Source organism: Pseudemcibacter aquimaris, from assembly GCF_028869115.1.
GTDB lineage: Bacteria > Pseudomonadota > Alphaproteobacteria > Sphingomonadales > Emcibacteraceae > Pseudemcibacter > Pseudemcibacter aquimaris.
In genome coordinates, this window is record NZ_CP079800.1 from 2,868,053 (window position 1) to 2,890,063 (window position 22,011).

The window sequence follows — 22,011 nt, forward strand, 5'->3', positions numbered from 1 at the left end:
TCTGATTTGAGCGACGGCTTTTTTATTGCTAAGGTGGGGAAATGAAAAATATTACTCTAACATTCTTGATTTTAATGGTTTCGGCCTGTTCCTATTCAAATGATAAACTTATAGGGCACGCAGATAATCTTGAGAGCCACAGAAGCTTTGGTGTGTGCCATGGCTATGGTTGCAAGAATTATCAGACAACCGGCCTCACGGACCAAGAATGGGCACGTGTCGAGTATATTTTTAATGGTGATGTCAAAAACGCAGAAGAAGAAAGAATGTTGATTGCAAAATCAATTGCCTTAATCGAGCAATTCATCGGCCCCAAAACCGGAACGGCAAACGATAAAGCAAAGGCCGCGGTTATAAGTCTCAATACCAAGGGTCAAATGGACTGTATTGATGAAGCCTTTAATACATCAAGTTATCTTTATCTAATGAGACAAGCAGGTTTCATTAAATTCCATACGCTAGGAAAACCATTAAGGCGCAACTTCAACGAATTAAGCTATCCTCATAGTTCGGCTACTATTCATGAAATTGGGAAAGAAAAAATAATAACCGGTGACGGTCATTTCGTAGTTGATTCATGGTTTCATGAAAATGGCGCCCTTGCAGAAATAATCCCTGCAAGTACTTGGGATGCACCATGGTATCCAAAACTTAAAAAGACGCGTTATAATTTTTCCGCATCATAATCGGTAAAATCCCATTCAGCTTCACTGCCAAGCTGCTCCAGAAATTTATGTTCTGCGGCTGTTACCGCTTCTTCTTCGCTGTCGGCGTTAACAGTCGTCACCCAATAAAAAGTTCCAAGTTTTACGTCTGATTTCAATGTTACGTTATATGAAGCCATTATCTTAACCCGCTTGATTTTTAAATTTCACTTTCTATACTCCGAAATCATATAATAGAAAAGAAATATCAATCATTCTGACACTTTTAAGGATCAAAGGAAAGTTTATGAAACAAGAAAAGCAAGTTCGAAAGCCTTTGAGACAACGTGTGGCTGATCGTAAACGTGGCATCAAGGAAGCCACACCGATGACTGCCCGTAAAAAAAGAATGTTAAAACACTTAAGATTTTTTCTAACCGTTTCACAATATCTGGGATTATTGCTGTTATTATTATCCCTCGGCACGATCGTTACCAATAATTATCAGGTTCAAAACTGGGATATGATCGTTATATACAGTGCCATGTTTATCATTGGTCGCGGCGGCTTAACGTTGATGAAATCAATTCAATCTTTTAAATAATGAATGAGAAATAAAAAAAGCAGGACTAATAAGCCCTGCTTTCCTTGAAATTCGTATACTAAAATCTTGATTAAGACTTAGCTTCTTCTTGCTTATCTTCTGATTTCTTTTCATCCGCTGGTGCTTCCGCCCACTGGTCCGGGAAAAGATGATAATGTGCTTTATTGACGGCATCACTTACTGGCTTCAGTGTCTTCATAACATTTTCCATGTTAAAGCCAACACCACGGTAAACATAAATTTTACCCTTTGTATCAAAAGATCTGAAAATATTTTCAATTTCTACGTCTTTATGCTGACTTGAACCAAGGTCGCCGACGTAATCCATCAGAATATATTTACCAACAGTTTTCTTAACCCACTCTTCGTTTGCTTCATCACTGAAATCAAACAGTGTTTGAAGATCCTTATTGTTTAATGGATGCTCATCTGGAATGCCCATAAACTTTCTTAGAGCTTCTGCTCTGGCACGACCCTTTTTACGTGGTGCCCATAGTGTACGGGATACTTGACCAGCTGCATGAAAGATAGATTGAAGTGCAAAAAATACGCCCGGCGTACTTCCTTTTTCCAATGATTGATTTAATAAACCCACACCAATTTCTACATAGTTAAACTGGTTTCTTAGTTCATGAATGTGTAATCCAACTTTATTGAGGTCCATCCTGGTCCATCCTGTCTAAAAATAAATAAATAATATAACGAGACGTTATATCCTTATTCGAATATCTCGGCAAGCTTTAAAGCAAGTCCCATATCACCATCGATTTTCAATTTCCCCATCATGAACGCCATCTGCGGATTTAATGATCCATCAATCAGCCCTTCAAAATTATCCATGGTCAAGGTGAATGTAACATCTGCATCCAGATCATCATTGGTCACTATCGCAGGATTATTGGTTGCATCTACATGGATAACCCCTTCATCTGTAAGAATGAATTTCACCTTTTTATTAAGACTATCCGCTTTATCGGTTTTCTCTTTGATCATATTAGTATGTTGTTCAAGGCTCATACGTTTTTCCTTAGTTATAAATCACCAGTGATTTCTTAGTTCCCTTAATGCTAAAAAAACATCCTTTGAATTTGGATTGTCACCTAGTTCCGGGAAGGATTTTTTTAATTCATTGATTATAGATGCGCTACTAAGCCGAAGAAAACTATTTATTTTACGTTCATCTTTCATCGTTGATACATAAGCATCATGCGGGCTTTGTTTTTCAAGTTTTTTCAAGAAAGATTTGGCATCTTCGTTATCCGGTTCCCTGTCTAGGGTAAACTGTAGATTATTAATCATATAATCATGACCGGGATAAATTTTTGTCTCATCAGAAAGTTTGTTTATTTGTTCATCAAAAGTTTTAAATAACTTATCCGGGTTACCCCCAAGTTTACAATGTCCTACACCTGCATTAAACATCGTGTCACCACAGAAAAAAGATGGTGTTTTCTCATTTGATAACAAACAGATATGACTTTCTGTGTGCCCCGGCGTATCCATGACATTAAGTTTTACTTGCCTGCCTATTTGGATAATATCACCGGCGACAAGCCCCTTATCAACATCCGGAATTTTTTTACTGGCCCCAGCATGACAAAATATCTCTGCGCCAGTTTTTTCCTTCATTTCTGCATTACCACCAATATGGTCCCAATGATCATGGGTATTTAAAATAGTGGTAATTTTAAAACCGTCTTTTTTTGCAGCGTCAAGACATCGGTCCACGTCAAGCGGGTCAATAACCATCGCCTCACGCGTTTCTTCACACGCTATTAGATAATGAAAATTTCTTAGGTTGTTATCGGCGTAAATTTGTCGAACGAGCATAAATCAGTTTTCCAAGATTCAATAATGAATCAGAGTAACCGATTTTCAGGTAAATTCAAATTAACGTTTGTTCCTTCGCCCGGCGCACTGATTATAGAAAGACTACCGCCATGTTTTTCGATTAATTTCTGCACAAAGGAAATACCAAAACCAATTCCCGTTGATGGATCGGAATAAATATTATCAAGCTGTGTATCATCACTAAAGGCCTTGGCAATTTCCTGCGGGGTCATACCCTTGCCGTTATCTTTAATACTAATGACACAATTTCCATTTTCGTCTCTGCTTAAGCCAACAACGATTTTTCCACCCTTGGATGTGAATTTCAAAGCGTTATCAATAACACTTTCGATTGATTTCTGTAGCCTTGTACGATCCCCCTTAAAGTCAGGGAAATTCAGCACATATGAAACCTCGACAATGACATCTTTTTTGATCGCAGCATTTTTATATTTATTAACGCAGTCTTTAAGCATATCAACCAAATCAATATTTTCTTCGTATAACTCAAACTCTGTGGTTTCAAGTTCCTTTAGCTCAAGAAGACTATCAATTAATTCAAGTAACTCTTTGCCGGCGCCGTGAATATCCGATGCATATTCTTTATAGGTGTTCTTACCAATTGGCCCTAACATTTCCGACATAATAACTTCTGAGTAACCAAGAATGCCGTTTAGTGGCGTTTTAAAGTTATGATGCATGGCAGCAAGTAATTTTTGCTTTATGTCACGTGCAGCTTCGTCTTTTAGCTGGATGTTGTCTTTGGTTACCCTGAATACACAAATAAAACGTGATGCGGTTTTATCACCATTATATGGTCTAACCGTCATATTCATTTTCAGAATTTGTTGATTGGAACATATAAAATTACAATTGATAAAGGCTGACTTCCTGTTTTTTAACGCATCATAAATAATGTGTTGTTCGGTATTTTTATGCAGAAAATCAAATAATGGTTTTCTTCTGATCGAATGAAAAGAATGCCCGGTTATCATTTCAAAATGATAATTTATGTCATTAATAATCGGGATATCTTTTTCCGGATCTATGGAAAGCAAGATGATCGCTTCACTGACCTCATTAAATACAACATTAAAGAGACCATTTTCATCAACATAACGGGGATGCGTTGCAATATTTATTGCAGCACTTTCATCAAGATTAGTAAAGGACGTGCCCATCTCTCGCGTACCTTCGTTGTGTATTTGTTTTCTAGATTCGACTGAAATCAAATCACTCAACGAATCATCTCTCATCTGATTCGCGAAATCAACAAAAAAATTAACTTTTTGTTAACCATAGTGTTTTTTTAGGCTCTAAACCCTTGATTATGTAACGTTAATTAGGCTGTCATTAATAGAACATGTTGCCGAACCCAATAGTACAATAAAGAGGGTTGGCAGAATGAATAAGATCAATGGAATAGTCATAATTGCAGGAAGACGCGCTGCTTTTTCCTCTGCTTTCATGAAACGTTCATTTCTGAATTCATCCGAAAGTACGCGCAATGAATGCGCAAGCGGCGTACCGTATCTTTCTGATTGGATTAATGTCGCAGTAACAGCTTTAATAGAGGGCAAATCAATGCGGCTTGCCAAATTTTGAAGTGCTATCTTACGTTCCGGTAAGAAGCCAAGTTCAATAGCTGTTAAATTAAATTCATCGGCGAGCTCAGGATTAGAAGAGCCCATTTCTCTTACCACACGTGTGATTGCACCGTCCAAAGTCAAACCTGCCTCAGCACAAATCACAAGCAAATCAAGCATATCAGGTAGTGATTTTTGAATTTCATGATTTCTTTTGTCAGTATGATTTTTTAAGTAAAGCTCCGGCGAATACGATGCGGCTAATGATGAGCCAACAACAACCAATAACTTTTGGCTTTGGTTTAATTCAAACAAGCCCAACGCATAAACAACAATAATCGCAATAATCGCAACCAAAACAGGCATAACGATTTTAAAAAACATGAATATAACAAGCGCTTCTTTACTTCTATAACCTGCCTGGATCAGTTTTTGTTGATATTTTTCTGCCTGTTCATTCTTGACCAGGTTAAACTTGCTAACCAAGTCCCCCATCATACCAACAGATTTCTTTTTCTTTACTGTCTGACGTCTTTTTACCGGCGCAACATAACCGCGTTTCAAATCATTTCTGCGCGCCTGCAAAGATTTGATTTTGCTATCCATACCATCCTTAACGATGCCTGTACTCCATATAGCCATCATCACAAGGAAAGCAGAAGCCGCCGCTAATAATGTGATTACATCTTCACCTGTTATGCCATCTGGTAAAAATTGTTCCATGATTACGTCTCAAAATTAATCATTTTAGAAATAATGAAGATGCCAATCGACATCCAAACAGCCCCAATTAACAGTGCCACCTGCCCACGCGGATCGGTGAACATCACGCTGATATATTCATAATTCACAATAGACATTAACCCAGTCATTACAAATGGCAAGGCGCCAATGATACCCGCACTTGCACGACCCTCTGATGACATGGCTTTAATCTTAAGTTTTAACTGCGCTCTGCCGCGAAGAATACTGGATAGGTTTGCAAGAGTTTCACTTAAGTTACCACCTGTTTCTTGTTGCACAGAAATACAAATCACAAAGAATTTAAATTCTGGCGTTTCAAGACGCTCTGATGTCTGCCATAACGCCTCATCCAGTGTTTTACCGAACCTAACTTCATCACTGATTATTTTAAACTCGGTCGAAATCGGATCTTCCATTTCTTGTGCTACAGCCGCAATAGATTCCGTGACCGGCAAACCTGCCTTAAGACCACGAACAATTAAGTCAATTGCTTCAGGGAACTGAACTGTAAATGCATTTAACCTTCTGTTGATGGCCATCGAAACATAAAGATGAGGTATAAAAAGCCCCACAGCTACAGAAACTGCGATAGAAGGTACGAGTGAAACTGTGCTAAACAGAAACAGTAGAACCAACGTTACAAACGCCACAATACAATTTGCTGTTATGTAATTTTTAAACGTAATATTACGCCCTGTACGTCTTAATCTTTTACGTAATTCTTCAGGTTTAGGGATGAGACCATCAAGTACAGAGGTTTCTTGCTTTTTAAATAGAACTTTCTTCTGTTCTTCGATGATAGCAGCGTTGCCGTGACGTCCTTTAATCTTATTCAATCGAGATTTTGTGACTTTTCTGGTTTTCCCAAAAATATTCATTGCCACAATCACAGTTCCAGCAATGATCAGGACACCTAGAAATACAGCAATCATCAATAATGTAGGATTATCAACTATCATCTATCTTTCCTATAAGGCCTCCATCAATGCACGATCAAGTCCGTAATATTTTGCTTTTTCGATAAAGTTAGGACGAAGTCCAGTAGGTCTAAAGCGGCCCTCAAGGTTTCCTTCAGCGTCTTCACCTGTAAATTCATAAAGGAATAATTCTTGGGTCGTAATAACATCGCCTTCCATGCCTACAACTTCAGTAATAGACGCGCAACGTCTGCCACCATCTCTCATACGGGACACTTGTACGATAAGGTCCACGGCACCTGCAATTTGCTCTCTTACTGCTTTCTGCGGCAATTTAAGATCAGCCATACCGATCATATTTTCCATACGCGTTAAGGCTTCTCTCGGATTATTAGCATGGAGCGTACACATTGAACCATCATGGCCAGTATTCATCGCCTGAAGCACGTCAAATGCCTCTGCACCACGAACCTCACCAAGAATAATTCTATCAGGACGCATACGAAGTGCGTTTTTCACCAAATCTCTCATGGTAACTTCGCCTTTGCCTTCTAAGTTGGCTGGGCGAGTTTCCAAACGTACAACATGTGGCTGTTGCATCTGCAGTTCGGCTGTATCCTCAATGGTTACAACACGCTCGCCTACATCAATCATACGCGACAGAGCATTCAGCATTGTTGTTTTACCAGAACCTGTACCACCAGAAATAAGGATATTAAGTCTACTTGCCGAAGAAATCTTAAGAACCGTTGCCATGCGGTGCGACATACTACCGAAATCAATCATTTTATCTAGGGTGATTTTCTGTTTGGCGAACTTACGAATGGAGATCGACGCGCCATCGATAGCAAGTGGTGGAATAATAATGTTAACACGGCTACCGTCTTTTAAGCGCGCGTCACAAATTGGTGTTGTTTCATCAACGCGGCGGCCCACTGCATTCACAATTCTGGTACAGATATTCATCAGATGCTGATCATCACGGAATGTTACATCAGAAAGTTGAATTTTACCTGATTTTTCAATGTAGACCTGCTTTGGTCCATTGACCATGATTTCGGTCACATCTTCATTTTCCAGAAGCGGCTCAAGCGGCCCCAATCCAAGCATATCATTCAGAAGCATTTTAACCAGTTCACGCTGCTCGCGTAAATTCAGGTTAATCTTCTCTTGAGCCATAAGCTCATTCACAGCTTCACTGACTTGATCGGCTAGATCAGAACGATCCATTTCATTGGCCGCAGCCGCATCAATATATTCAAGCAATAAAGGCTGAAGCTTATCTTTGGCTTCAATAATACTTTCTTTACTGGCTAACTGATCTTGCTCGACCTTATTCTTTTGCGCCTTAGTTTTTTTCTTAACGATTGACTCTTCTTTTTTAGGGGCAGCTTCTTCTTTATCATTGCTAGCACCCACAGAAATAAGATCATTAAGCAAAACAGTCGTCAAATCACGTCTCTCTAGATCATTGATCTGCAATCTGTGATTTTTAACAACATCATTGATAATGTTTTCAATGATCGCAACAGCGTCGCCACGCGACATCTCTTTTGCTTCTTTTGCGGAAATTTTCTCTTCTAACACCGGCTCAATAAGTTCATACGCCTTATCCACCACATTTGCATCCGAAGACATATATTTTGTCTCAACAGAATTATCTAATGCACGCTTATTATGAGCACCTGCAGGCGCACCAGCGCTTGACTTCTTCATTGGTGTAATAGTACCCGAAGAAGCAGATGAGTTAGATAACGATTTTCTTCCAAATGATGGTTTCATTGTATTCTACTGTTATTACGCATTCACTTTTGCTTAACTAAGCCAAGCTTTTCAAGCAAGCCTGGCTGTTTTGCCGACTTATCATTTACTATTGAATCACAAATATTGTTGATTACTTTAGAAATCTTGCTGTGTTTCGCTGATTGAGCTAGCACTTTGCCACTTTTAGCGACTTGAACCATTAACTTTTGATCCAGTGGAATTTCCCAATCACAACTTCTTTCAATTGTAGCTTCGAAATCCTTTTTGCTGACTTCACATAGTGTCGGGCCGTTTACCTTGTTCAATACGATTTTAATATTAACCTGCGGTGATACAGACGTACAATATGATATCATTCGAACCATATCCCGTGTTGCAGCTAATGATAAGTCTGACACGAGTATTACTTCATCGCTCTCACTAATCAGCATTGGATAATCTGCAACAGTGTTTTTCGGCAGATCCAAAATAACATATTTAAAGTTACTACGCATTTCTGCAAGCAAATGACTTAGCGCAGCCGGATCAGTATAAGATGGATCATTTAACGGTGCTTCAGAACCAAGAATTGATAAATTATCGCTCTCTTTAATCATAGCGCGTTCAATAAAAAGCCCATCAACACGATTTGGGTTTTCTAGAGCATCTGTTAATCCTCTTCCTGGCTCCAAATCAAATGTAAGAGCACCAACACCAAAATGCATATCTAAATCTAAAAGCGCTGTATTTTGCTTTCTATCATTGGCTAAAATCCAAGCGAGATTGGTAGCAATTAAACTGCCACCAGCACCGCCACGAATGCTAATAACCGAAACAAGTTTATCTTTAAAGCTTTCCTCTTCATGCACAACCGTATCAACGGGTGCTCTTAACGTATGCTCCGCATTGATGAAAGCTTCCCTTAATTGCTCCGTATCAACAGGTTTCACCAGATAATCCTGTACACCACAGGCGATCATATTCCGGTAAAAATTAACATCATTGACTGTACCAATAGTAATAACCATTGTCCCAGGCTCGCAAACCTCTGCCAGTGCGTTGATATCATCTTCGGGGTCCACCGAATTTGACAAATCTACTAATAAATATTGCGGCGATCCTAATGATGCTAACGTACGGATAGCACTTTCAATACCACCCATTTTAATTTGTGATGTATCCCAATCCCGTTCATTAATAACAGGGACTAAATTCTGGGTTGTTTCATCATCACATAAATAGGCACCAAATATCTGTGCCCCAGTCTTTGCTTGATTTTCCATCGTTATTGGCTCCCCCCAGTGACTTCAGTCGCTGACGCTTCTGATACAGTAACAACTCTAGACTGATATCTTTCTACTGCAAGTGCTGTACGCTCGGCGTTTACTGGCCCACCCTTAGCGCCAGTGATCAGATCTTTAGGATTTGCAACCATCAAGCCAAGATTTGCTTGGATTGAACAGCCAATATTGTTAAGTGGTGCGTTTTCATAATTAGGATACGACGGTTGTGACCAGCCACATTCAGGTAACGTTACAACATATTTTGAAATAATAAGTCGTCCTGAATTTGCCTTTGGCTCCATACCATAAGGAGTAACCATTGAAGACATATATAATCCACTTTCCTTTAATAGGTCGGACATATGCGCCAATCTTTTGGCATCAATATCAGAAAGCTCCCCGTTAGCATCTAACGGAAAATCCATACTAAATTCATCACCATATTTAACATTGGATGTTCTTAGGAAATAATTCAGACGATCAACTTCAGATTTTGTAAGAGCCACTTGTCCTGCTTCAAATTGGATAGAAAACGGAACTCGAACCATCTCAACTTGATTACGTTGCTGAGGTTCCACACCTGTATAATTTGTCAGACTATTTCCGCATCCAGAAAGAAACGTCACACAAGCCGCTACCGTAGCAACAGTTTTAAAATTCTTTTTGAAATTTTTATTGGAGTCTTTGTTAATTATTTTTTTCATTTTCCTCTCCTATTCCAAAATAAAGCCAGCAGCACCTTTAATTCTTTGCCCATTGGCACCTTGAATTGGTTCTGGATTATTTGTAGCAGTGCCAACAAAAGATTTTCCTTCCAGATATCTTTCTCTATCATTCGGATATCTAAAGTTATCTGTTGGCAAATGCATGTTATCGTCATTGTTCGGCTTAACTATGTAAGGAGTAACAATCACTACGAGTTCAGATTCTTGTCTTGTAAATTCACTAGATTTAAAAAGAGCACCAATAATCGGAATATCAGCTAACCATGGGAATTTAGTCAGATCGTGTACACCACTATTCTGCATTAAACCCGCAACAGCAAAACTTTGCCCACTTCCAAGCTCAACAGTAGTTTCTACCTTCCTCGTACTTAATGCAGGAATATTTAAACCTTGAACTGTAATCGCACCAGAAGATGTAAGCTGACTTACTTCTGGATTGAGATGAATATTTATTCTGCCGCTATCTAAAACAACAGGTGTAAAGTTTAGCGCCACGCCAAACTCTTTATACTGAACACTAATCCCTTGTTGCTGGAACACAGGAACTGGATATTCACCACCAGCAAGAAAACTGGCACTTTCACCAGAAAGTGTAGTTAAATTTGGTTCAGCGAGAACGGAAATCACGCCTTCTTCTTCCATTGCATCAACAAGGAAGTTCACATCAAGATTACCAATCGGCAATCTACCAAAGAAGTTACCGCCATCTGTTGTAAACACCGCTCCATCGGTAGGAGCAGCGCCGACGCCTATACCCGAGAATGCATCACGCCCTTGCGCAATACCAACCATAGTCCCACCGGATGTCGACAGCAGATTTTCCCAGTTAAAACCTAGCTGCTTCATTGTTTCTCTGCCTACTTCCGCGATCCTAACACGTAAATTCACCTGAACAGGTGTTGCAATTTGCAACTTATTCATAATCGTGCTTTCGGCACCAATAAACTCTGTTGCCATCCTGCGCGCTTCTTCAGCTTGTTCAGGGTTTTTAACATGCCCAGTCAGAATAAGTAGGCCTTCATATACTTCCACTTTAATTCTTGAATCAGGCATAACCGTATTCAATGCAGCCTCAAAATTACCAAGGTTATGATTAACCGTAACTTCACCTTCAAAGACAACTTCGTCATCTTCTGAGATAGCATAAAGACTAGTTTGTCCCTGTCGTTTACCGAATACATAGGCAAGTGTAGGTGATTTAATCTGGATATCCGCAATTGTTGGGTCAGCAATAAAAACGTTATCAACATCTTTATCAAACCTAACGAGCGTACCTTTACTTACCTCTATACTGATATGTTCTTTTTCCTGTGCATTTGCAGAAATTGCCATGAACGAACCGCTGAATAACGTAATAATCATAAGGCTGATATGGCTGATATTTTTTATTGTTTTTATCATTTTATATCTCTCTATCTCTTTTTTGCCTTTAGTTATTCACGCGCGCTTCCGTAAAGGATAACTCTTGGGCCTGCTCCGCCCTCAGCACACGAACCTTTTTAACTTTATTTGTTTGATTGCCAAGTTCAGTATTACCGCCAGCAACTGTGCTGACATCATTGATGTAAGTAATCGTTCTTGCTTGATTATTCATCATTCTGGCCACCCCCTCATCATCTTCCGATTCAACGGCCAAACTTCTTAATGAAAGGGAAAGTTCACCCATTCTTGACATAAGAGCCACTTTTTCCGCTTGTTTTGGTGTTACTTCAAAAGTAGCAATTTTACCGATAGTCGGTGTATTTGTTTCATTATTCATAAAGGTATCAATAGCGAGAACCCGAATATCCTTCATCACGGTTTCTGTCACTTCCGATGAAAACTCATTGTCACCTGCCCCAAACACAACATTATGAGTAAGAAGTACATCAACCTTATCACCCGGAAAAATAAAACCAGAAATGCCAGATTTTGAATTGATATTAATGGATATCGCTCTGTTACCAGGCGTAAGTACCGCAGCCATGAAGCCGCGATCACCAGGCTTTACGATTTGTCCATTTAATACAGGCTCTCCTGCTACGATTGGCAATTTCACGACAGAACCCAAAACGTCATTAATTTGTTCTTCCGCAACTGCATCAGATGTTTTTTGAATATAATTCGGATTGATATTATCCATTGGCCAATTTTGCCACTCAAGGTCTTCTCGTTTAAGGAAAAAACCCGTCCGGATAACTTTATTAGCCACTAATACTTCAGTGTATGTGGGCTCAGGTGCTTCTGCTACTACCTGAACGGCTTCTGGATTAGTCACGAGAGATCTGGCGATAAGTGCAGCCACGCCGGCTACAACTAGCGCGATTCCAATTAGGACTATGCTTCTTATATTTATATCCATTTTCTTATCCTAACATTGTCCTTAATTATGAGCTTGATAAAGCTCGAAGGCTATGAATAGGCCCCCTGCTGATATCGCTACTCCATAAGGTATATTGAGTTCCTCATTTTTAAACTCATTCGACTCTGACACACAATGGTTTACAATTTCTGAAGATTTAAGTTGAAAAATCTTTCTCCGCACATAACGATACCCTATTATCGCCGCAGATACAATACCTCCGCAAACAGTTGTTATTAAAAGAAACTTTATAGTTAACGAAGGCCCCGCCCACAATGCAACCACAGGTATTAATTTCACATCCCCACCGCCAAGCATGTTAAATGCAAAAAGCGCTAACAAAAATCCAAAAATAACAATAGAAATCGCAAAAGAGTATCCGATGTATTCCAAAGATAATGTATATCCCACAAAATACAGTGAAAGTAGATAGATCAAATAAAGGATAAATACAGATAAGACCAAACTGTTAGGAAGCAAATAATATCGCACATCAGAAACGATTGCCCAAATCATTAGCAACACAAACAACGATATTACAAGATTGATAATCACTTTTTTTGTTCCGATAACTAAACCGGATATGTAACATCCGATTGATTTTTATTGTTATTATTAACGTTATAAAGAACTAATTTACTATGATACTGAACTGATTTTTTTTAGTTTTTATATTCAAATATATAATTCGGGTAATTTACCCTCCGGATGATCCGGTTGTAGAGTTGGTAATCGCAGTCCCCACCGTGGTATATTTGGTTTGAACGGCTCCGGATATCACTTGAAACCCAACGACAATTGCTAATGCAATGATAGAGGCGATTAAAGCATACTCTACGACAGTAGCCCCCTTTATATCCTTCAATATCTGCCTGATTTTCATTATGACACCCGACTTATTGTTATAATGCGCTCGAAAAGAGGGAGTTATAAAAACACCCTCTTTTCGAATATTATCATTCGTCCCTAAGGACCAACTAGCATTAACCGCCAGATGTAGTTGTTGATGAAGTACTTGATGTTGTAGAGTTAGTAACGTCAGTACCAATTGATGTGAACTTACCGTTAATAGCACCACCAAGACTTGTTGCACCTGCAACGATAGCTAGCGCGATTAGTGCAGCGATTAGTGCATATTCGATCGCTGTTGCACCCTTTTCTGATTTACGTAATTTTGCAAATAAATTTGTCATTGTTCTTGCTCCATTTATGTTTAAACAACTTCATTGTATACTACAATTTCTTGATTGCGACAACCATATTGGCCAAAGAAGATGAAGAAATAGTTAATCGCTCGATAAAATTTTTTATTAAAATACAGTATGTTACAAGTTTCTTTTAATTTAAATTTACTTAAAAGTTTAATCGTAATGGATTTTATGAGCATAAAAATTAACCATATTTTTTAACCATACGCAACTTAGAATTCAACTAAACACATAAGTTTCAATAGGTTGTATATTAAATCGGGTAGGTTGAAATTATTAACGCTATTTGCTTAATTTTTCCATTTTCAGAGTGAGTATTAACTTCTCCTCCGATGAGATTTGCAACCTCTCTGGCAACAGAAAGACCAAAACCAGCAGTTATTTTTGTTTCAAATTCAGGAATTTTTGATGCTTGAATTTCTTTATCTGCACTAAAATTCTTAATTTTACGGAACATTTTCTCCGAATCATGCTCAAAAATATCCTGATTCAATAGCGGCATTTCGACTCTAACTTCAGCTTTACTATTAACAAGAACAGAAACCTGGAAATCATCCCCCTGATTTGCTTTACGAAGTGCATAAGTCATCATCTTAATAAGGCAAAGCATAATACATTGTTTGTCATTAAACAAAATGACATCAATATTATCGTCAACACCGGAAACATGAATGTCTTTACTTTCCAATATTGGACTAATCGCCGCAATAGAATCTTGAAGTGCCGTTTTTAAAGAGAATGATTCAGGTGTGACGTCCAAAAGACCCGCATCTATTTTTGCGGAATCCAGAATATTATTCACTGTATCCTTTAGATGATTGGCAGCATCCAGAATACCTTTCGTATTCTTTTTATATCGTTCTGCGACCGGTCCCCACATCTCGCTATCAATCATTTGTGAAAAACCGATAATCGCATTTAGCGGTGTTCTAAATTCATGAGATAGATTTTGAAGCATTTCCGATGCCAATTGATCATCGGCACCAAGCATCTCATTCTCTACTTCTTTTTGAACGCTTTTCTTTGTTTCTAATATTTCGACATTGCTATCATCGATTGCTGCTGAAAATGTTGGGCTATAATCTGATTTAGCCTCCATTATATCTAAATCAGCTTTTTCTGTAGCTTTGCTTTCAAGTGCTAATACCGCTTCATCAAGCTGCGCACTGCCCCTAAAACCAGTAAACCGCCCTGTATCATTATCAAAAGTCGCAATGCCGCTTAATAAGAAATGCTGTACAACGTTTGGTGATACGATGACGGAAAACGGTTCATCACGGAACGGAAGCCGTTTTTCAAATAAAGTGATGATGTCATTATGATCATCAATATCACCATCATTTCTGATCCATAAATTCAGGAAATCTTCACCAATCATGTCAGTAGGCGGCATCAGAAATATGGCTTCAGCATTTTCAGATAGGTAATCAATATCCCCATTGCGGTCAATTTCCCAGAACCATTCATCCGTCACAGACGCTGAATTTAAAATAAGCTCTTCATCTTGAACCGGCTTCGTTTGTGGCACAGTTTCATTTTGTATTAACTGCGACACGGCCTCTTCTACATATTGAACACTATCTTCTTCAAGTTCCGGCTCATTACGATCTTCGTCGGGCTTACTTTCTTCAAGAGCTTCAATATCCGAAGTTTCTTCAGTATGTGTTTTTAAATTAAGTCTTGATGTAAGGCTTATTTTTTCAGGAATTTCAATTTCTTCACCATCACCCTCTTCAACAACAGATAATGGAGCCGTATCCTTATGTCTGGACGTTCTTAATGTTTCAAGAAGGCTTGCCGTCGCATCTTCGGTTAGCTCGCGTGAATTTTGCGCCGCCTCTTCAAGTTCTTGTAAGCTGATTTTCTTACTGTCAGCAAGCAATGCAAATTCGGCAATTTTCGCCTTTGCTTCCTGTTCTTTTCGAATAACATCAAGTTCACGTCTTAACAGCGGACTTAACCCGAAACGTTTACCAATATATGCCCTGTGGTCATCAGACCCATTTCTGATCAAATATAATAACTGCTCTTCATCAATAAAGGCTTCTTCTAACAACTTGCCAGAAACGTCAGTGACATCTTCACTGATTAATTTGATAAGTTGCTTGGGCGGGTTATCAAGTGACAATAAAATATTTCTAAGCTCAACACGAACATCCAGTTCAACATCACCAAGCAATTCATTGAGGATTTCAACAAGCATGCGGATCTGTTTTTCAGATTCCATTGGACGATTTTGTAAAAATAAATCACAAATATGAGAAAAAAGAAGCGTACGGCTTTCCGCAGAATTATCTTCTGCAAGCGCTAGCAAATTACGTATACGATCGTCAAATTGTGCTTGATCCGGCACCATTTGTTCATTGCCCCTGATAATAAAAAAACTTACGTCCAGAACGACTATAACTTTTTATGCCTGTCATAGCCAGCGAAAGACTACGAAGTTTTGCAAAAAAATTTCAGAATCAAAAAAACAACTTAATTCTAATTAAATTATGTTTTTTTGAATAATTGTGATATATAGTTACAAATAATTGAAATATAATTACACAACGATGAAATATTAATTGGTGACACATTAACCATGCAACAATTAAAACTTGATGATATTGATCTTGAAATACTTAAAATCCTACAAGAAGAAGGCCGCATTACGAACGTCGAACTGGCCGAACGTGTGGGTATCACTGCCCCTCCTTGCTTAAGAAGAGTAAGAGCACTCGAAGATGCTGGCTATATAAATGGTTATCACGCAGATCTCAACGCAAATGCACTTGGGTATGACTTGGTGGTTTTCGCCATGGTCGGCCTTCATAGTCAAGCAGAGGCGGACTTACAAGCATTTGAAAAAATGGTCGGCGAATGGCCAATGGTGCGTGAAGCTTACATGCTGAACGGGGAAATTGATTTTATATTAAAAATCGCTGCACGCGATCTAAATCACTTTCAAACGTTTTTAACAACACATTTAACACCAGCACCAAATGTAGCAAGCGTAAAAACATCTCTTACCATCAGATGCGGCAAAAGCAGACCAGGAATTCCATTTACTCCTGACGCAGTCTTCGTTGAAAAATAAAAAAAGCCGCCCCGTTAAAGAGCGGCTTTATCATTCAATAAAAAAGAATGAATTAAATAAATTCAACTTTCATAATTTCATAGTAAGTCTCACCACCTGGTGTTTTGACTTCAACCTCATCACCGATGGAACGGCCAATTAACGCACGCCCGATTGGTGAACTGAATGAAATTTTCTTTGCAGCAACATCTGCTTCGTCAACTCCAACGATCTGATAGGTTGATTCAACATCATCTTCGTCAGCGATTGTAACCGTAGACGCAAAAACAACTTTATTGCCAGAAAGTTCCGTTGGATCGATTACCTCTGAACGGCTGATCTTATCTTCGATCATTTTAATGCGACCTTCGATATGACCTTGCTGTTCTTTAGCAGCATGATATTCAGCATTTTCAGAAAGATCACCATGCGCACGCGCCTCTTCAATCGCCTTGATCACAGCGGGACGTTCAACATGCTTCAAATTTTTTAGTTCCGCCTCAAGACTTCTATAGCCCCCGGCAGTCATAGGTACTTTTTCTACCATTTTTATTCTCTATTATTCTTCTCAGAAAAATACTGGCACATCTGATCATCTGATACAAATGTAATTTAAATCAATTTTTCCGATAAAATCTAATTCCAATTACTAATAAGACTGAAGGGGTTTAACTTCAAGAGACGAAGATTTCAAGACTTTTATTGCTTCCATCGCTGAAATCGCACCACGAGAGGTTGTGTAATAAGGAACACTACCCACCAAAGCGGAACGTCTTAATGTATAGCTATCCTGAATGGATTGAGCACCTTCTGTCGTATTAAAGATCAAATCAATTTCATCATTCTTAATCGCATCCACAATATGTGGGCGTCCTTCAAGAACCTTATTGATACGCTCTACTTCAACACCATTCTCTTGTAAATATTCAGCCGTTCCACCGGTCGCAACAACTGTATAACCCATCTCAAGAAGTTCTTTTGCAGGCTGTACCATTTTCGCTTTGTCACGATTTTTCACAGAAATAAACACCTTACCTTCAAGTGGCAGATGCGTATTCGCTGCGATCTGTGATTTCAGGAACGCACGTGGGAAATCTTCATCAAGACCGATCACTTCACCGGTTGAACGCATCTCAGGGCCAAGCAGAATATCAACATCCGGGAAGCGGTTAAATGGAAGCACAGCTTCTTTAACAGCCACATGACCTGTACGGTAACTTGGAATATCAAAATCTTTAATTTTTTCACCCGCCATTAAACGCGCAGCAATTTTAGCAACCGGTGCACCGATTGCTTTCGCAACAAATGGCACCGTACGGCTGGCACGTGGGTTTACCTCAATCAGATATACCACATCATCTTTCACCGCGAATTGTACGTTCATCAAACCGCGAACGTTCAGTGCAAGCGCAAGCTTTTTGGTTTGCTCTTCCAGGTCTTCAAGCACGCTGTCTTTCAGTGAATATGGCGGCAATGAACAAGCACTGTCACCAGAATGAACACCGGCTTCTTCGATATGCTGCATAACCGCTGCAACGTGAACTTCTTCACCGTCACAAAGTGCATCCACATCGATTTCAGTTGCACCGCCTAGGTACTTATCAATAAGAACCGGACTTTCCCAAGAAACGCTTACGGCTTCTTTCATGTAACGTTTCAGCGACACTGTGTCATAAACGATTTCCATCGCACGACCACCAAGAACATAAGACGGCCTAATCAGGATCGGGTAACCAATACCTTCTGCGATTTCCACCGCTTGCTCTGTTGTTGTCGCAAGACCATTTTCTGGCTGCTTAAGTTCAAGACGGTTTACGAGATCCTGGAATCTTTCGCGGTCTTCCGCAAGATCGATTGAATCTGGCGATGTACCAAGAATTGGAATACCTGCTGCTTCAAGTGCATGCGAAAGTTTCAGTGGAGTTTGACCACCAAACTGTACGATCACACCAACAACTTCACCATTTTCCTGTTCGCGGCGGATCAGGTCAATTACGTTTTCAGCCGTTAATGGCTCAAAATAAAGACGGTCTGATGTATCATAGTCGGTTGAAACCGTTTCCGGGTTACAGTTGACCATAATGGTTTCATAATTCTGATCACTTAAGGCGAATGCCGCATGACAACAGCAATAATCAAATTCGATCCCTTGACCAATTCTGTTTGGGCCACCACCAAGAATAACAATTTTCTTGGCATCTGTTGGTTCTGCTTCACATTCTGAAACACCCGCCGCATCACGTTCATAACTTGAATATAGGTATGGTGTACCCGATTCAAATTCAGCAGCACAAGTATCAATGCGTTTGAATGACGGCTTAACACCAAGCGCATAGCGCTTGTCCATCACGTCTTTAACATCAAGGCCGGCAAGTTCCGCAAGACGTTCATCAGCAAAACCAAGTTCTTTTAACTTAATAAGCTCTAACTTGTCTGATGGAATGCCGTTTTCACGAACCTGTTGTTCCGCATCGATGATCAATCTTAATTGCTCAATGAACCAAGGGTCATATTTGGCAATTGAATGAATTTCTTCTGTCGACATGCCAAGACGCAATGCTTGGGCAAGAATTAGAATTCTGTCTGATGTTGGTTCCGCAAGAGCGGCACGCACCGCGTTAATATCACCAATTTCAGGGTCATATCCAGGCACCGGAATTTCATTAAGACCGGTAAGATCCGTTTCCATAGAACGAAGCGCCTTTTGAAGGCTTTCCGGAAAACTACGGCCAATGGACATTGCCTCACCCACAGATTTCATTGCTGTAGTCAGTGTTGGCTTTGCGCCTGGGAATTTTTCAAATGTAAAGCGTGGAATTTTTGTAACCACATAATCGATTGTTGGCTCAAACGATGATGGTGTTACACCAGTGATTTCGTTTGATAGCTCATCAAGAGTATAACCAACCGCAAGCTTCGCAGCAACCTTAGCAATCGGGAAACCTGTTGCCTTTGACGCAAGTGCAGATGAACGGCTAACACGCGGGTTCATTTCAATGATGATCAGCTCACCATCAGCCGGATTTACCGCGAACTGTACGTTCGAACCACCTGTTTCAACGCCAATTTCACGAAGTACTGCAATCGATGCATTACGCATAATTTGGTATTCTTTATCGGTAAGCGTTAATGCTGGCGCAACAGTGATACTGTCTCCAGTGTGAATTCCCATCGGGTCAAAGTTTTCAATAGAACAGATGATAATGCAGTTATCCGCTGTATCACGCACAACTTCCATTTCATATTCTTTCCACCCTACGATGGATTGCTCTACAAGAACTTCTGTGGTCGGTGATGCGTCAAGGCCACCTTTAACAATCTGTTCGTATTCTTCTTTATTATAAGCAATACCGCCACCGGTACCACCCATCGTAAAACTTGGGCGAATGATACTTGGAAGCTTAATGAAGTCGAGCGCCTCCATTGCTTCTTCGATAGAGTTCACAACACGACTACGTGGCATGTTGATTTTAAGCTTGTTCATCGCGTCTTTGAAAAGCTGACGATCTTCCGCTTTATTAATCGCGTCAACCTTGGCGCCGATCAGCTCAACATTATATTTTTCAAGAACACCGTTCTTATCCAGCTCAAGCGCTGTATTAAGACCCGTTTGCCCACCCATTGTCGGCAAGATCGCATCTGGACGTTCTTTTTCGATGATTTTTTCAACCATTTCCGGTGTAATCGGTTCCACATATGTGGCGTCCGCAAGATCAGGGTCTGTCATAATCGTTGCTGGATTACTGTTTACCAGAATAACACGGTAACCTTCTTCACGAAGTGCTTTACAGGCTTGTGTACCGGAATAGTCAAATTCACAGGCTTGACCAATAATAATCGGGCCAGCGCCAATAATAAGGATAGAGTTAATATCTGTACGTTTAGGCATGGTCTTGTATCATTCCCATAAAGCGGTCAAAAAGATAGTGGCTGTCTTGTGGTCCCGGACTTGCTTCCGGATGATGTTGAACAGAGAAGACAGGCTTTCCTTCCAGCTCAAGACCACAACATGTTTTATCAAAGAGTGAAATGTGGCTTAATTTTACACCATCCGGCAATGTGTCTTTATCGACCATAAAGCCATGGTTCATAGATGTAATTTCAACCTTATCAGTATTATAATCCATAACAGGGTGGTTCGCACCGCGGTGTCCCTGATGCATTTTTGTTGTTTTTGCACCAACAGCAAGCGCCAGCATCTGATGGCCAAGACAAATTCCAAATAGCGGAATACCAGTTTCAAGCAGCTCTTGAATTACCGGAATTGCATATTCACCAGTGGCCGCAGGGTCACCCGGACCATTTGATAAGAAGATACCATCAGGCTTATATGATAAGATTTCTTCTGCTGTCGCAGTCGCCGGCACAACTGTTACCTTGGCACCCGTTGTGGATAGACATCTTAGAATATTGCGTTTGATACCATAATCAACAGCAACCACATGAGCTTTCGGATTATCCAGATTTCCAAACCCATCTTCTAGTGACCAACGTGTTGATGTCCATTCGTATGTTTCTTTTGTTGAAACCTCAATGGCAAGATCCATTCCGTTCAAACCCGGCCAGTCTTTTGCCTGTTCTACAAGTGCAGGAATATCAAATTCACCTTGATCATTCACGCAAATGACACCATTTGGCGCACCGTTTTTGCGGATATACCTTGTCAATTTTCTGGTATCAATACCGGCAATTCCAACAAGGTTTTGTTTCTCACACCATTCATGAAGATGTGCATTTGATCTAAAATTTGATGGCTCTGTTACATCTTGTCTAATAACGAGACCGCGTGCAGCCGAGGTGCTCGCTTCTTCATCTTCGTCGTTGGTTCCGACATTTCCAATATGCGGGAATGTAAAGTTGATGATTTGTCCAGCGTAGGATGGGTCGGTCAGGATTTCCTGATATCCGGTCATGGATGTATTAAAGCAAACTTCGCCAACGGCAGTTGCTTTTTTACCAAAACCGTATCCCCAAAAAACTGAACCATCTTCCAATACCAAAGCGGCGGTTATTTTATCATGTGGTGGAATGTGGTCGTTCTTCGTATCAGTCATGAGCAAAAGACTTTTATCTAATAAATAATTTTAAAGGACTGTATCATTCAATTACCGGGCAGTGCAATATTTGAGCGATACGTAAATTGACGGGACAATAATCAAAAGGTATTCGGGCGTCAAGAAATTTTCAGCCAATTTTACAATAAAAATTCATCAATAAAATCAACAACTTAGAATATATTTTGCAGTTGCATTCTGTTCACTTTTCGGTTAGAGTCTTCTTTTCCTGTAATGAAAAGCCGACCAGATATAAAATGTCTTTCGTCGGCGT

General features: G+C 39.8%; 22 protein-coding genes. 3 read left to right on the forward strand and 19 right to left on the reverse strand.

What is annotated here, in order from left to right; translation table 11 throughout:
* The first annotated feature begins 41 nt into the window (after window positions 1-41).
* Window positions 42-686 (forward strand): hypothetical protein, encoded by a 645-nt coding sequence (locus tag KW060_RS13490; RefSeq protein ID WP_249035912.1) that lies wholly within the window; start codon window positions 42-44, stop codon window positions 684-686.
* On the opposite strand, the gene KW060_RS13495 is transcribed toward KW060_RS13490, so the two are convergent.
* Complete coding sequence (locus KW060_RS13495; protein ID WP_249035913.1) at window positions 665-844, reverse strand: hypothetical protein; 180 nt, start codon at window positions 842-844, stop codon at window positions 665-667. The two genes, KW060_RS13490 and KW060_RS13495, sit on opposite strands and share 22 nt — an antisense overlap.
* Window positions 845-951: 107 nt before the next feature.
* Here KW060_RS13495 and KW060_RS13500 point away from each other — a divergent pair, with 107 nt between their 5' ends.
* Window positions 952-1,248 carry a hypothetical protein gene (locus KW060_RS13500; protein WP_249035914.1) on the forward strand — a complete coding sequence of 99 codons (297 nt, stop codon included), beginning with the start codon at window positions 952-954 and terminating at the stop codon, window positions 1,246-1,248.
* Window positions 1,249-1,318: 70 nt separating this feature from the next.
* Here KW060_RS13500 and KW060_RS13505 read toward each other — a convergent pair whose 3' ends face one another.
* From KW060_RS13505 to KW060_RS13570, 15 genes are all read right to left on the reverse strand, one after another.
* Entirely contained in the window at window positions 1,319-1,912 is a 594-nt protein-coding gene (locus tag KW060_RS13505) for a hypothetical protein (protein ID WP_249035915.1), read from the reverse strand.
* 53 nt (window positions 1,913-1,965) lie between these two features.
* A complete protein-coding gene (locus KW060_RS13510; protein ID WP_249035916.1) occupies window positions 1,966-2,265 on the reverse strand; it encodes an SCP2 sterol-binding domain-containing protein in 300 nt (99 codons plus the stop codon).
* Window positions 2,266-2,286: 21 nt separating this feature from the next.
* Complete coding sequence (locus tag KW060_RS13515) at window positions 2,287-3,078, reverse strand: hydroxyacylglutathione hydrolase (protein ID WP_249035917.1); 792 nt, start codon at window positions 3,076-3,078, stop codon at window positions 2,287-2,289.
* A gap of 29 nt (window positions 3,079-3,107) precedes the next feature.
* Window positions 3,108-4,259, reverse strand: a complete 1,152-nt coding sequence (locus KW060_RS13520) for a sensor histidine kinase (protein WP_249035918.1) — start codon at window positions 4,257-4,259, stop codon at window positions 3,108-3,110.
* Window positions 4,260-4,406: 147 nt separating this feature from the next.
* The gene (locus KW060_RS13525) at window positions 4,407-5,387 is read right to left on the reverse strand and encodes a type II secretion system F family protein (RefSeq protein ID WP_249035919.1); all 981 of its coding nucleotides are present in this window, start codon (window positions 5,385-5,387) and stop codon (window positions 4,407-4,409) included.
* Between the two features lie 2 nt (window positions 5,388-5,389).
* On the reverse strand, window positions 5,390-6,367 hold the full coding sequence (locus tag KW060_RS13530; protein ID WP_249035920.1) for a type II secretion system F family protein: 978 nt from the start codon (window positions 6,365-6,367) through the stop codon (window positions 5,390-5,392).
* Between the two features lie 9 nt (window positions 6,368-6,376).
* Entirely contained in the window at window positions 6,377-8,041 is a 1,665-nt protein-coding gene (locus KW060_RS13535; RefSeq protein WP_249035921.1) for a TadA family conjugal transfer-associated ATPase, read from the reverse strand.
* Between the two features lie 89 nt (window positions 8,042-8,130).
* Window positions 8,131-9,351 (reverse strand): CpaE/TadZ family protein, encoded by a 1,221-nt coding sequence (locus KW060_RS13540; protein WP_249035922.1) that lies wholly within the window; start codon window positions 9,349-9,351, stop codon window positions 8,131-8,133.
* A gap of 2 nt (window positions 9,352-9,353) precedes the next feature.
* Window positions 9,354-10,055: a CpaD family pilus assembly lipoprotein gene (locus KW060_RS13545; RefSeq protein WP_249035923.1), complete on the reverse strand. Its 702-nt coding sequence runs from the start codon at window positions 10,053-10,055 to the stop codon at window positions 9,354-9,356.
* Window positions 10,056-10,064: 9 nt separating this feature from the next.
* Window positions 10,065-11,477 (reverse strand): type II and III secretion system protein family protein, encoded by a 1,413-nt coding sequence (locus KW060_RS13550; protein WP_249035924.1) that lies wholly within the window; start codon window positions 11,475-11,477, stop codon window positions 10,065-10,067.
* Between the two features lie 28 nt (window positions 11,478-11,505).
* Window positions 11,506-12,417 (reverse strand): Flp pilus assembly protein CpaB, encoded by a 912-nt coding sequence (gene cpaB / locus KW060_RS13555; RefSeq protein WP_250646689.1) that lies wholly within the window; start codon window positions 12,415-12,417, stop codon window positions 11,506-11,508.
* Window positions 12,418-12,438: 21 nt separating this feature from the next.
* Window positions 12,439-12,972 carry an A24 family peptidase gene (locus tag KW060_RS13560; protein ID WP_249035926.1) on the reverse strand — a complete coding sequence of 178 codons (534 nt, stop codon included), beginning with the start codon at window positions 12,970-12,972 and terminating at the stop codon, window positions 12,439-12,441.
* 142 nt (window positions 12,973-13,114) lie between these two features.
* Window positions 13,115-13,300 (reverse strand): Flp family type IVb pilin, encoded by a 186-nt coding sequence (locus KW060_RS15980; RefSeq protein ID WP_420833126.1) that lies wholly within the window; start codon window positions 13,298-13,300, stop codon window positions 13,115-13,117.
* 100 nt (window positions 13,301-13,400) lie between these two features.
* Window positions 13,401-13,610 (reverse strand): Flp family type IVb pilin, encoded by a 210-nt coding sequence (locus tag KW060_RS13565; RefSeq protein ID WP_249035927.1) that lies wholly within the window; start codon window positions 13,608-13,610, stop codon window positions 13,401-13,403.
* A gap of 268 nt (window positions 13,611-13,878) precedes the next feature.
* Window positions 13,879-15,981 (reverse strand): sensor histidine kinase, encoded by a 2,103-nt coding sequence (locus KW060_RS13570; protein ID WP_249035928.1) that lies wholly within the window; start codon window positions 15,979-15,981, stop codon window positions 13,879-13,881.
* A gap of 228 nt (window positions 15,982-16,209) precedes the next feature.
* Here KW060_RS13570 and KW060_RS13575 point away from each other — a divergent pair, with 228 nt between their 5' ends.
* Entirely contained in the window at window positions 16,210-16,704 is a 495-nt protein-coding gene (locus KW060_RS13575) for an Lrp/AsnC family transcriptional regulator (RefSeq protein WP_249035929.1), read from the forward strand.
* 52 nt (window positions 16,705-16,756) lie between these two features.
* On the opposite strand, the gene greA is transcribed toward KW060_RS13575, so the two are convergent.
* From greA to carA, 3 genes are all read right to left on the reverse strand, one after another.
* Complete coding sequence (greA, locus tag KW060_RS13580) at window positions 16,757-17,230, reverse strand: transcription elongation factor GreA (protein WP_249035930.1); 474 nt, start codon at window positions 17,228-17,230, stop codon at window positions 16,757-16,759.
* A 102-nt stretch (window positions 17,231-17,332) separates the two neighbouring features.
* Window positions 17,333-20,572 (reverse strand): carbamoyl-phosphate synthase large subunit, encoded by a 3,240-nt coding sequence (carB, locus tag KW060_RS13585; RefSeq protein WP_249035931.1) that lies wholly within the window; start codon window positions 20,570-20,572, stop codon window positions 17,333-17,335.
* The gene (gene carA, locus KW060_RS13590; protein WP_249035932.1) at window positions 20,565-21,737 is read right to left on the reverse strand and encodes a glutamine-hydrolyzing carbamoyl-phosphate synthase small subunit; all 1,173 of its coding nucleotides are present in this window, start codon (window positions 21,735-21,737) and stop codon (window positions 20,565-20,567) included. Before carA ends, carB begins: the two co-directional genes overlap by 8 nt.
* Window positions 21,738-22,011: the final 274 nt, after the last annotated feature.